We start from the raw sequence: 13953 nt of genomic DNA on the forward strand, positions 1-13953 counted from the left end.
TTGCTCCTTTGCTCAAACCAGCACGACTTCATGCCGATATCAATATAGTAAAATGATTAACCTAAGTTTGTCAAATGATTTTACTATTTCGGCGTTTCTTATAAATTTACACACGACTAAAAAATAACTTACTTAGATCAGTAAGCAACACATGCCAATAAATCGTAGATAGACAAATAAAAGACATAAATGGAACTAGAAACAATAAATACATAAATAGAGATAACTCATACATGTAAATTGCATACAAAATCAATGAATTAGACAATACCAAATACACAATAATATGATCAAAAGGTCAAAACATAAGAACATAAGGATTAAGCCCGCATTTGTTCCCTTTTGAGCAAATCTGACTACAAACGCGGGCAAAAATACACAAACATGGGCAAAGCGGCATAAAGCTCATGTAAAACACAAACTTCATGCCGCCCTATAGGAGAAAGCTACGAGAATTTTTGTTTGCCACTTATACTGTCCACCATAAATCACTCGTAGCCGCGATGACAATTAATCAATAAGTCACATATATAAACCCTTAATTCCGAATTATTAAAAACATATCAATTTTTAAACGCTATATTAACCCCTGCAAAATTTTCTCATTTTAGTCAAAAACAATAACAGCCGCTTCAAAATCATGAAGATTACTTATACACAAGCTATCGCCATCGAACGATATTTTCATACTTTCTGACATAAAAGTTTCTATTACATTATTTGCATAACACATTTGTATATGACATACAAAAATTTTATGCGAAGTGAATATATAGACTACGCAGTACACATTGTATTCACTTATTGGGGAAGCTAAAACCTTCAACCGTCACCTGAGCCTGCATCAATACGCCATAAGATTGCTGAAGTATTTTAAACGCCTCTGACATATCAATAAGAAGAATGCCGCCTTCATGTAACTGAACGGTCTCTCCAGAACCTACGAAATATTCACGATCGTTTAAATCACTGTAACGCTCAACTGGTAGCAACTTTCCTTTATCAGCAATATCAATATAAGCAGTACCGCTTACAGAATACAACGCAGTTTGATATCGTCTCGAACCTATAAACCGTTTTTCAACAACGCATCGTAAATCATGAGTCCAAAATGTAATAGAATCCCCTATAGAGTAAGCCTCATCATTAGATAAACACTTGACCTTACCAATAGCCTCAATAAAACGCTTCCATTTTCGACTTCCATTTATACATACTTCAAATTCTGAAACATTGTTATAAATACGCATAATATCTTTCTTTTCATATCAATCCATTGTTGCATTATCGCAAATAGGCATAAAGGAAAAAGCGAAATTACAATTCTCAAAACGAATTCTATGAGAATCTAAAACCTCACTGCCCCATGAGTTAGATCCCAAACCCAATATTTGATCATTGAGATTTATTGTAACAAGATCATCTTCATGTAATTCATTTCTATGCTTCGCCTGTTCAATAGTATTGGAAGTAAACGGCCAAGCAGAATAAGAGAATCCATCAGTCATAGAACTACTAGACAAACGCGTTACTAAAATACCTACCCCACTACTATTACGCACAGATACCCACCGCGTATTTTGATGGTTTCCATAATCTTGCGGACGAACGTATGGAGTTATCATATCGTCGACACTGGCTTCCCAAAGTCCAACAACTTGAGAACTACAAGAATCTGGATATGTTTCACCCGGACCACGACCATACCAAGTAATATTGTCATACTCTCGAGGCATAGCAAAAGTTAATCCCACACGCGGAATAATATCTTTATAACTACCATAAGCTTCAGCGCATATTTCAAGATTAAGCACTCCAGACGAATTTACAACATACCTACTATTTAATTTCATTCCGAACGATAACACAGGAGGAGCAAATCTCTGTTCTACAGTGACTTCAGCAATATCATCACAACTCTTCCAATTAACGGAACGAGTATCTAATTGCATAATATCTAAGAAATTAGGCTTCCATAATTCATTGTACTCTTGTCGATAATTATCAATAAGAGGTCGCCAAATATCAAAATGAATCGGAGTTTTAATCATATCATGGGAAGCATTGTACCAATGTATGAGATCACCAGAAATTCTGTCAAACACATATTTCTGCGATTTCGATGTGATAGTAATATAGTCTTCATCAACTTTAATATCTGGTCGAAATACAGAACATTTTTCTTGCGAACATGGTAGTTCTATATTACCAGCCCTATAACAATACTGATATACACCAAGCGGAGAATGCTCATCATTCCACCAATAACGATGCAAACTATAAACATAAGCAGTTATTAATAACTCTCCAACATTTGAACCTAGTTTAGGAATATTTAATTTCACACGTATCGTATTAGAAGGATGTAACTCTCCTGGAGAGATAGTCGTATTATAGATGGCATGACCATTCTCACTCAATGAAAGATCAATACGAATATCATCAAGGTCAGTAAAATAACGCTTATTGGTTATAACTATATATTCACCATCTAAATCTACATGAACTGGACATAAAACCTGTTTATACTCTAATAGACCAGGGCTTGCCGCTTTCCATGGAAAAACAAGACCATCGATGCTAAAGTTGCCATCATTTGGGTAATCATGGAAATCTCCGCCATACGCATTATATGAACGACCCTGCGAATCAACTTGAGCAATTCCATGATCACACCATTCCCAAACAAAATGCCCTTGAATACTAGGATAACAATCAATAACCTCCTGATATTCCTGTAACCCACCAGGACCATTGCCCATAGAATGTGCATATTCACACAATATTCTTGGCTTTTTTGTTGGATGCTCACCAAAATCATTCATTTGAGAAACTCTCGAATACATAGTTGAAAGAACATCAACAACTTCGCCAAATCTATCTTCCTCATAATGTACGGGTCGCGTTGGATCAAGCTCTTTGCATCTATGATACATAGCCCGGAAATTACATCCAAACCCAGATTCATTACCAAGAGACCACATAACAATACACGCATGATTACGCTCTTGAAACACTTCACGTTCAATGCGTGACACGTAAGCTATTTGCCAATCAGAATCATCACTAATCATGGAGATATTACCAACATGTTCAAACCCATGACATTCGAGATCAGTTTCAGCAACAACCATAAAACCAAGCTCATCACATAATTGATAAAACCTAGGATCATTAGGATAATGAGAAGTGCGTATTGCATTTATATTATGCTGTTTCATCATTATAAGCTCATGTTTCACATCAGCAATGTCAATAGCACGACCTTTATTCTGATCAAAATCATGACGATTAACTCCATGCATAACAAAATATTTACCATTAAGATACATGAGACCATCTTTAATGCTTATTTCAACGAGCCCAAGACGATGCGACACAACTTCGTTAGATCCAGTATCACTTGTAACAGTAATTACCATGTCATATAAATATGGGTCTTCAGGATTCCAAAGATGCGGATTGTCAATATACATTTTTGTATGTACTTCTCCATTTGGAACCTTTTGCTCAATACGCGAAACCACAATACCGTTATCCTCAATACTGCATGAAAAAGAAGAAGTTCCGCTTATTGTAGCATCAAAAGATAAACAGGCTCTACCATCATCTAATAAATGAGTGCGAGCGAAGAAATCTTTCAAATGTACCTTTGGTCTACGATATACATATATATCACGAAAAATTCCACTAGCCCACCACATATCTTGATCTTCAAGATACGTTCCATCGCAATATTGCATTACAACGATAGCGAATAAATTCGTGCCTTCAACTACGGCTTCAGTAATATCAAATTCAGCAGAAAGACGTGATCCTTTTGTCATTCCAACATATCTGCCATTTAGATAGACTTCACCATAACTTTCAATACCGTCGCAACGCAAAATAATCTCTTCATCATCGTCAATAGATGAAATTATTATTTCCTTCTGATAAACAGCCGTTGGAGTCAAAGTTGGAACTCTAGGAGGATCAACAGGAAAAGGAAATGCTTCGTCAGTATATTGCAGTTGACCATAACCATCAAACTGCCACATATGAGGAACATTTACTTCATCCCAATTGGATTGTAATTCTGTTTTCATATACTTTCGGACAGAATTGGGACTTTTCAATAATGCAAATTTCCATTTTCCATTTAAACATACATATCCATGCGCAAATTCACGCTTATAAGTTTTTGCTAAACTAGAACACTCATAACTTAAGAAATATGCTCGAGCCGGTAATCTATTTTTACCAGTCAACGAAGGGTTCTCCCAATCATTAACACTTTCTACCATTGTTAAACCCCATTTACTTACGAAATACTGCTAGCAAATCGCTAAATGCATGGATATTATACTCAGCTTTTAGCGATGAAATTGCAATACTACCAAAAGCAGCACAATCCATACATCCAGCATGGGCCGCTTCAATTCCAGCTATGGCATCTTCTACAACAAGACACCTAGATGCCTCACACTGCAATAATTGCGCAGTTTTAACAAAAACCTCTGGATTTGGCTTTGAGTGTGTAATATCATTACCATCACACACTCCATCAAAATAATCATCAAGTTGAATCTGATGAAGAATATACTTAGCATTTTTACTAGATGATCCAAGCCCCAATTTTATTCCATCACAACGAAGCGACTCCATAACTTCTTTTACTCCTGGCAATATGTCATCTGGGCTCATCTGAGAAAGCATACTACGATAATATTCGTTTTTTTGATCCGTCCACTTTATTTTTTCTTTGTCAGTCATTTGACCTTGGTACTTCTCAAGAATAATATCAAAACTTTCCATTCTGCTAACGCCAAGTAATCGTTTGTTTATCTCTTGATTAAATTCAATATTTAGTTCGTCTGCTATATGTTTCCAAGCAAGATAATGATACTTGTCAGTTTTACAAATAACTCCATCTAAATCAAAAATAACAGCCTCGTACTTATACATTGTTATATCACTCCTTTGTTGAACGACGTATAAATGATGAAGGAAGACTAGAAATGAGCACCGCACACAAAATAATTGCACTGCCAATAATCATACGAATGGTTACCATTTCATTAAGCAGTATAATTGAGAATAAAGTGCCAAAGACCGCCTCTAAAGATAACACAATAGCTGATTGCGTTTCATTAACGTATTTTTGACATGCTGTTTGCAGAAGATAGCACACAGTCGTACTTATAAAACCAAGATAAATTACACTAATCCAACCGTTTGGCGAAGCAATCCAATGGCATTCTCCAGTAAATTGCATTACAACAAATGACAATAAAAACGCAGTACACATTTGTATACAATTGAGTACATTAGGTCTATAAACTTTTACAAATATTCCAGTTAGGACAATCTGACTAGCAAAACCTAAAGCACAAAGCAATGTCAGCAAATCACCAAAGGAAATCGTAAAATTATTACTTAAAGAAAGTATTGCGATACCTAAAACGGATAAAATAGCTCCTACAATCTCCTTCAAGCCTACACGTTTTTTAAATAAAAACATACTCAAAAAAGGAACAATTACGACATTCAGAGAAGTAATAAAAGCATTTTTTGATGGCGTTGTATACTGAAGCCCAAATGTTTGTAAGGAGAAACCTGCAAACAAAGCTACACCCATACCTACGCCAGCTAAAATCTCCTTATAATTAATGACAGTAAATTGCTTAGCAGAGATTACAAGCATAACCAATGCAGCAATAGCAAATCGTATTGTCATTATTTGCATTGGTGCAAATGAGCCCAGTGCTATATCACTTGCTACAAATCCACCACCCCATATAGCAGTAACAACAGTTAAACCAATTATTGCCAATTTACGACGCATACTAAATACCATCCTCAGCACACCCATTTATAACTACTGGTGCACCATGTATTAGGATTGTCATGCTGCGACCTTGCAATATGTGAACTTCAACTTTATCCGATGATATGTTGATTTCCAACCATCTACCAGCATAATGTAATCTGAAAACTATAGACTTCCATAGAGCTGGAAGTTTAGGATCTATAGTCAATACATTTTCAGCATTAATATTTATGCCAGCAAATCCAAAAATAACAGTTTGCCACACTCCACCAGCATTAGCAGCATGTATCCCTTCGCGTGTGTTACCCTGTAAATTAAGTAAATCGAGTGTAGCAGACCTCTTTATATAACGATATGCTTTAGAGTCATCTCCAACTACAAGACCCATAATGGCATGGATACTAGGACTAAGAGAAGAACCATGTAGCGTCCTAGCTTCATAAAAATGATAATTGTTTTTTACCACTTCTTCAGAAAACTCATTCCTCAAAAGATGCATTAGCATCACAACATCAGGCTGTTTAATAATCTGAGTTTTCTCTACTGGATACTCTTTCAATGCAGATGGACGAATTGGCCAATCATTCTCATCATATTGACTAATAACTACATCTTTCAAATTAAAGTATCCCTCAAATTGCTCAATAATTCCATTACAATCTTTCGGAAGATATATGTGATCTGCTACATACTTCCAATGAGCAATCTCCTCTTGAGTAAGGTCAGAATTATGAATAATTTCACTATACTTTTCAGGTTTTGCCACTTTTATTTGTGATAATAGTTGCAAAGAATAACGTATATTCCAACGCGCTAGATAATTTGTATATGTATTATTATTAACTGGCTCATGCCATTCATCAGGACCTGTAACTTGATTAATCTCATAACGAGAATATTTTTCTACCCACTCACAACGACTTACCCAAAAACGAGCAGTCTCTAATAAAATATTTATTCCTTTTGAATATAAAAATTCGTGATCATGAGTAATTTGCAAATACTTAGCAACACCAAAAGCAATTGCAGCAGTCACATGCTGCTCATATTGCGCAACATAGCAACGATAACAAGTACCATCTGGCTCAATCGTCCAATCTGGGCATTGTTCAGATCCGTCATCAGCTGACTCCCATGGGTACTGAGCCCCTAGTAGTCCATTCTTTTTCGCATTCCTCTTAGCTGCTGGTAAAAGATTATATCTATACTCTTCTAACTTACGCGCAGTATTTGGAAACACAAAAGCAAAGAATGGCAACATGAACAACTCGCTATCCCAGAAAGCATGTCCTCCATATTCCTCTCCACTTAATAACTTAGCACCAATATTAACTCTATTATCTTCTTCATTCGCAGAACTCATAAGATGAAAAATATTGAATCGTATTGCACGATTTAATTCATTATCTCCTGCAATTTCAATATCCGCGTGATCCCACATCTTCTCATACACCGCGATATGATTTTGCAGTTCTTTTTCTACACCATCAAGAATCATTGCATTTATTTCTGACTCTACATCTTCAAACAAATGATCAACAGGTGTATCTCTACTATCTTTTACTGCAACATATTTCACGAGAATAATAGGTTTTTTGCATTGAACAGAAACGTCACAAAATTCAACACCTCGTTCTCCAAAAGCATGAAAACAACGATTCTGTAATATGTTTACAGTAGACTCAAAATTATTGTCGTATTCATATCCCAACAATCTTGCACCAACTGCAACATGAATATTGTCATCACGTGTAGCCACTTCTAAATACGTACCATCAGAACTTAAACTATTATTACGTATTAGCTCTGTATGCTTTACTTTAAATCGTGGAGCATCGCAAAAATTGATAATAGAACCATCAATAGTGTGTTCTATTTCCAACAAACCATTGTAATTTAATGGAATTACTCGAACCACAACTGCCATACGATTACGATGAGCGCGACTCACAAATCGCAATGTATCAATCTGCGTATCACGCCCTTTTTTATCACGCAACACAGTATATTGTCGTAGACAAGCACGTTTCATATCGAGCCATCTACGATATTGTATAATTTCACAATCTTCAATACCTATACACTGCTTCTCAAGATATAAGCGAACGCCTAACCAATTAGGTAATGTTGCTAATTCTTTCATAAAAGTTTCGGATTTATCAAATATGCCGTTTATATACACATAAGGAAGAGAAACACTAGTTCCTTCTTCATGAGCACCACGAATTCCTAAATAACCATTTGATAATGCAAACAAACTCTCATATTGTAAATTTTTTTCAGAGCAATATGAATCTTCTGTTATACACCAATCGCTATCAAACACGCTGAAAATATCAGAATTCATAAGCATAGAACAATCCCCCTTTTTTGCGAAAATATATACAATGACAAACACTGAAGAAATAGAAAAACTACTTTTACTTTATTGAACCACTAGTTCCCTCAACTATGTACTTCTGACCAGCTAAGAAAGCAATAACTGGAGGAATAATCATCACGACAGTAATACAAAGCATTGGAATAATTTGCGTTTGATGCACACCTTTGAATGATGCCAAGCCTAACGCAAGCGTGTACTTACTACGATCTTGCAAGAAAATCAAAGGTCCTAAATAATCGTTCCACACGGTAATAATGTTCAACAAACCAATTAGAATGAGGCACGGCCGCATGATTGGCATATATACTTTCCACCAAATCTGCAAGTCATTACAGCCATCAATGCGTGCAGCTTCTTCGTATTCTTTTGGTACTCCAAGAAGGAATTGCCGCAATAAGAAGATGTAATACGCTGATCCAAAGAACGCTGGTACAATCAACGGGAGCAATGTATTTATCCAACCAAAAGCCTTAAATTCCATATACTGAGGAATCATTGTTACATCCCAAGGAATCATCATCGTACTTAGCAAAATGATAAAAAGAACATTCTTCCCTCGGAAATTGTAACGAGCAAATCCATACGCAACAAGTGAACAAGAAAGAATCTGACCAATTGTAGTAAATACCGTCACTATCATAGAATTCATGAAAAATGTTCCAAAAGGTTGAGAATTCCAAGCTGTGACGTAATTATCCCAGTGCCATTCTTTTGGAAAAAGTGTAGGTGGATATGCAATAGCTTCAGAAGATGTTTTTAATGTTGAAAACAACATATACCCAAATGGTGCAAAGAAATAAATTGCAACCATTACCAATAAGGCATACACAACCACCTTAGACTGGATAGACATTTTCATAGCACAACCTTCTTACGCCCAAATTTCTTTATATTTTTTGCTGCATTTCGACCCTCAGTCTCATAGAACACCCAAGCGCTGGACGAACGAAAAACTAACGCAGTTAATAACAGTACGATAATAAACATCACCCAAGCATTCGCGCTCGCATAACCTAATCTATGGAATTTAAAGGCATTTTCGTATGTCATCAAACCGTAAAAATAGGTTGATTTTAGAGGTCCGCCATTGGTTAAAAGCATCACTAAAGTTACCTGTTGGAAAGAGGTAATAATAGATGTAACCAAATTAAACAATAGAGTAGGTGTAATCATAGGCAATGTAACATTGAAGAATTGCCTAGTCATACCTGCGCCATCAATAGCAGCCGCCTCATATAGATCTATTGGAATATTTTTTATATCTGTATAAAAAATAAGCATCATACTACCAACACCAAAGGCACTAGCAATAATTACTGCTAACAATGCCCACTTTGGATCAACAAGCCATTGTGGACCTTTAATTCCTAAGAAAGATAGAAGATAGTTAAGAACACCATAATTTCCATTTAGTATCCACCCAAAAATTATAGAAACTGCAACTCCTGAGATAACACATGGAATATAAAACAATGTTCTAAAGAATCTTACTCCCTTCACGGGCATAGCAATAAGTACAGCAAGAAACAGAGCGATTATTAGATTTAATGGAACAAAAATCGCCGCATATTTAAGCGTAATGCACAACGCATTCCAGAATTGTACATCATTGAACAACATCTCACTATAGTTTCCTAGCCCACGAAAAACTGGAGATCCAGTTATTCCCCAATCAAAGAAACTAATAGCAAATGATAAAAGCAGCGGTCCTAATGTAAAGACCAAAAATCCAATAATCCAAGGAGCAATAAAAAGATAGGGCCAAATGCGCCGAGACACTGACGCAGTCAGCCTCTGTGTCCTATTAGATATAACACTCATAATATGCTCTATTTCAACACTTCTGACAGAGCATCTTTAGGAGATACACTAGAGCTTGGATTATACATTTTTTCAAAAGCTAGAGAAAGCTGATCAGATTTTTTGCTCCAATCTTTAACAATGAAACTAGCTGGAGTAAATCCATCAGACAATTGCAACATATCATAGAATGGGCGGTAATGCGGCTTTTTATTCATACCTTCTGATTTCACAACACTTATTCTTACAGGTAATTCGGTTCCGATACGAGACTTATTTGCCTCATCATTTGTCCAGAACTTCATAAACTTCCATGCCAAATCCTTATGTTTGCTATTCTTTGACATAGCAACACCCGAAGAGCTTAAAATAGAAACAGGCTTTTTCTTCGCATGGTCAAATGACGGTATATTTACAATCCCATAATTAAGCCCATCTTTATCAAAAGTATTCAAAGCCCAAGCTCCATAAACGAACATAGCTACATTGCCAGATCTAAATTCATCAGTACCATTAGATTCGGTGGCAACTGCAATGCCTTCTTTGCCCATATCTTGGAAGAGCTTGAATGCTTCTAAAGCTTTATCAGAATTTACATTACCTTTCAAATTACCGTTTTTATCAGTATATTTTGCACCATTACTCCACAAATACATTTCAAAATCATAAGGATCAGGTTTCATTTGATATGCAAAACCCTTAACGCCAGTCTTTTTCAGAATCTTCTTCGAAGCAGAACGAACATCATCCCAAGTCCAATTATTTGTAGGTTCTTCAACTCCTGCTTTCTTAAAGATATCCTTATTGTAATACAATGCGTGAGTGGTGAATCCAACAGGAAGACCTAAAGTTTTGCCATCATAAGAGTTATAATTCCAAAGAGTTGGGTAGAAAGCATCTTTGTAAGACTTACCTTCTTTCTTAATGTATGAATCAAGAGGTTCGAGACCATTTGCGTACCCAGGATAATTCCACATATACATTACATCTGGCGCATCATGAGAACCCATTCCAGCACTAATTTTTGCGTCAAAGTCCTTACCATACGCTTCTAGCGTTACATGAACATCCTTATTTTCAGAATTAAACTTATCAACTAACTGCTGTTGACGATCAACATCTTCCGCTACATCCCATGTAGCAAATCGAAGTTGAACTTTACTATTATCAGCAGTTGAAGAACCGCATCCAGACAAAAGCATTGATGTTGACGCAATCAATGCACATGCAAATAAAATTGATGACTTTTTCATAGAAACTCCTTTGCTAAACACAGTGATTTATCAGCAAGGATTCGACGTATATTCGCCGATTAGCATCATTGCTTAATGTCATTCTAGCGAAAAAAATACATTTGTGCAATCGGTTGTCCTACGGCGTGTCGGCATCATACTTCTGGCAGATTATAATGATAATAATAGATTTTTATTTGTTGCACGCATTGAGGACATATGAACACATCCCGTAAAAAAGCAGTAACTCTTGCAGATGTTGCTGCAGCTGCAGGAGTGTCTCGCTCAACTGCATCACGCGCACTAAATCATTCTCCGCGTATAAGTAAAGGTACAACTGAGCGCATAGAAGCTCTTGCAACTACGATGGGATTTGTTCCAAACGCTCAAGGACGAGCACTTGCTTCTGGTAGAGCAGAAGCAATCGCAATACTAGTCACTGAACCACTTAATGAATTATTTACTGATCCAACTTATGGAGCATTTATCGGAGGGATCACTGCAAAATTAGCTCAGACTTCTTATCTACCGATGTTACTGCAAGCAAGCAGCGATGATGAACGCCAAAGAGTAAAACGACATTTGGAATGTAGGTCTTTTGACGCAGTCATTGATATATCTCCATACACTGATTCTTACTTGTTAGATATAATGAATAAACTTCATACCCCTGGAGTATTGTTAGGACAAATCACAAATGAACGCTATCAAGGTATGTTTTCTGTAGTATATTCTGACGATACAAAAGGAGCTAAATTAGCTGCTCAGACAATTGTAGATCGCGGAAGAAAGCATCCTGTAGCAATAGTAGGACCTCGCGATAATCCGGCTTCACAATACAGAATTAAAGGATACACTTCCGTCTTTGGAACTAAGTTAAGTCCAGATTCTATAATCTACACACAATGGGATGCAGCTGCTGGATTTGCCGCAATGATGCAAATCCTGAGCCAAAAGAAGCCAGTTGATGCAGTATTAGCTGGATCTGATCGCATAGCAGTAGGAGTTCTTGAGGCATTAAAACAATACAACCTACAAGTTCCTGACGATGTATCAGTTATTGGTTTCGATGATCATAACCTTGCACAAACTACAACACCATCGCTTACTACGATACATCAGCCGCTCTATGAAGAAGGACAATTAGCTGCTGAGCTTGCTATGAAAATGATTGAAGGTCAAGAGCCAATAACATCCATTCTTCAAATGAAATTAGTAATAAGAGACTCAGTGTAATTACTCCACAACACACATTATTTTGTGAACAAATACACTACAAGGTAATCACGATTACCTAAGCCTATCTTTCCCGCATTTGTTCTCTTTTAAGCAAATCTGACTACAAACACGGGCGCTAGACCTGCCTTCGCGCTTAAAGCGTAGCGCGAGCGATTTTCCCGAGATTGTTTACGTATTTGGCGATTTTGGAAACAATATCGGGCGAAAAGAAACAAACGCAGGCAAAAATACACAAACGCAAACAAAAAGGGCTTCTAGCCAATCGCTAGAAACCCTGCTTGCGGATGAAGCGAGATTTGAACTCGCGGAGGGTGTAACCCTCACACGCTTTCGAGGCGTGCTCCTTAGACCGCTCGGACATTCATCCATTTTGCGCAAACTGCAAAATGCAGAAAGAAACGCAACTTTTCAATTGTAAACCAACCCTAGAATATACACAAATTTGTGTTGGGAATTTTGCAAACAATCAATCAAGTTCTTCAAGAGTTCGACGAGCGCGAATCGCATTAGCCCTAACTTCAAGTTGATCTTTCGGAGGATATTCAACATATTCCAAAGTCAAACCATTAGCCGCAATAGGACCAGTAGATCCTTCTCGAATCGGATTTTCAATCTTATCCTTAAACCAGTCAACGGAACGCTTACCGCAACCAACTTGTACACAAGCCTGAACAAGAGAACGAACCATATTATGTGCAAACGCATCAGCAACAATAGTAAACTCAATCAAACCATGCTCAATAGGCGGAATATTGCCAGTTGATCTAGAAACAATATCCGAACCAACAGACGCGCAACCATCCAAACAAACGCGATTCCAAACCGCTTTTTTAACACAGCGAATCGTAGTTCCACCAGGATTTGGACGAGCAAAAGACCCAAAATCATGCAAACCAACAATCATCTGTGCTGCCTGATTCATAGAATTGACATCTAAATCGTAATCAATTTGCAACACAAAACCACGCATACGCGGATCCAAATTCTCGCGATTTGCCGCATCACTAATCCTATACACGTATGTGCGATCAAGCGCAGAAAAACGAGCATCAAAACCGCTTGGTGCAATGCTTACACTGTGAATCGAAATATCTTTAGGCAAAACCCCACGAAGCCTATATTCTAAAGCTTTTACAGGCGTCAAATTTGTGTGACCGACGCAATTTTGTAAAATATCATCTTCTACATCTAAATGACAAACCTGATAAGAAGCATGAACGCCAGTATCCGTGCGCCCAGCAACTGTTAGTCGAAGCGGAAAACAAGAATCGCCATCATGTACACGCAAAACTTTATATAAAGCGTCTTCCAAAGTGCCTTGAACTGTTCTTAAATTCGGCTGCCTAGCCCAACCGTAAAAATCACCGCCATCATAAGCTAAATCTAAACGAAGACGCATCAAAAAAACCTTCCAAAAAATTATACAATTATTAGAAAAAAAAAACCGAATATTAGTCGCCCTAGTCGCCCTAGTCTCCAGACTGCAA

At 37.0% G+C, this 13953-nt stretch carries 10 protein-coding genes and 1 tRNA gene; 1 reads left to right on the forward strand and 10 read right to left on the reverse strand.

Annotation, left to right across the window (positions count from 1 at the left end; translation table 11 throughout):
• Positions 1–797: 797 nt before the first annotated feature.
• From HXT46_RS05570 to HXT46_RS05605, 8 genes are all read right to left on the reverse strand, one after another.
• The gene (locus tag HXT46_RS05570) at positions 798–1250 is read right to left on the reverse strand and encodes a hypothetical protein (RefSeq protein ID WP_116437025.1); all 453 of its coding nucleotides are present in this window, start codon (positions 1248–1250) and stop codon (positions 798–800) included.
• Between the two features lie 18 nt (positions 1251–1268).
• Positions 1269–4286 carry a glycoside hydrolase family 2 TIM barrel-domain containing protein gene (locus HXT46_RS05575; protein ID WP_004138560.1) on the reverse strand — a complete coding sequence of 1006 codons (3018 nt, stop codon included), beginning with the start codon at positions 4284–4286 and terminating at the stop codon, positions 1269–1271.
• 13 nt (positions 4287–4299) lie between these two features.
• Complete coding sequence (pgmB, locus tag HXT46_RS05580) at positions 4300–4947, reverse strand: beta-phosphoglucomutase (RefSeq protein WP_004114408.1); 648 nt, start codon at positions 4945–4947, stop codon at positions 4300–4302.
• Between the two features lie 7 nt (positions 4948–4954).
• Positions 4955–5827, reverse strand: coding sequence for a DMT family transporter (locus HXT46_RS05585; RefSeq protein ID WP_162860824.1), 873 nt, complete (start codon positions 5825–5827; stop codon positions 4955–4957).
• A gap of 1 nt (position 5828) precedes the next feature.
• Positions 5829–8165, reverse strand: coding sequence for a glycoside hydrolase family 65 protein (locus HXT46_RS05590; protein ID WP_162860823.1), 2337 nt, complete (start codon positions 8163–8165; stop codon positions 5829–5831).
• Positions 8166–8232: 67 nt separating this feature from the next.
• Complete coding sequence (locus HXT46_RS05595; RefSeq protein WP_004114402.1) at positions 8233–9054, reverse strand: carbohydrate ABC transporter permease; 822 nt, start codon at positions 9052–9054, stop codon at positions 8233–8235.
• Positions 9051–10016, reverse strand: coding sequence for a carbohydrate ABC transporter permease (locus HXT46_RS05600; protein WP_075038417.1), 966 nt, complete (start codon positions 10014–10016; stop codon positions 9051–9053). Before HXT46_RS05600 ends, HXT46_RS05595 begins: the two co-directional genes overlap by 4 nt.
• Positions 10017–10024: 8 nt before the next feature.
• Positions 10025–11248 carry an ABC transporter substrate-binding protein gene (locus HXT46_RS05605; RefSeq protein WP_004114397.1) on the reverse strand — a complete coding sequence of 408 codons (1224 nt, stop codon included), beginning with the start codon at positions 11246–11248 and terminating at the stop codon, positions 10025–10027.
• A gap of 198 nt (positions 11249–11446) precedes the next feature.
• Between HXT46_RS05605 and HXT46_RS05610 the strand changes: the two genes are divergently transcribed.
• Entirely contained in the window at positions 11447–12463 is a 1017-nt protein-coding gene (locus HXT46_RS05610; protein WP_004114395.1) for a LacI family DNA-binding transcriptional regulator, read from the forward strand.
• A 284-nt stretch (positions 12464–12747) separates the two neighbouring features.
• Here HXT46_RS05610 and HXT46_RS05615 read toward each other — a convergent pair.
• Positions 12748–12833 (reverse strand) — tRNA-Ser (locus HXT46_RS05615).
• Positions 12834–12932: 99 nt separating this feature from the next.
• Positions 12933–13865: a tRNA pseudouridine(38-40) synthase TruA gene (truA, locus tag HXT46_RS05620; protein ID WP_064623058.1), complete on the reverse strand. Its 933-nt coding sequence runs from the start codon at positions 13863–13865 to the stop codon at positions 12933–12935.
• Positions 13866–13953: the final 88 nt, after the last annotated feature.

The organism is Gardnerella sp. DNF01204 (assembly GCF_049244145.1).
Lineage (GTDB): Bacteria > Actinomycetota > Actinomycetes > Actinomycetales > Bifidobacteriaceae > Bifidobacterium > Bifidobacterium vaginale.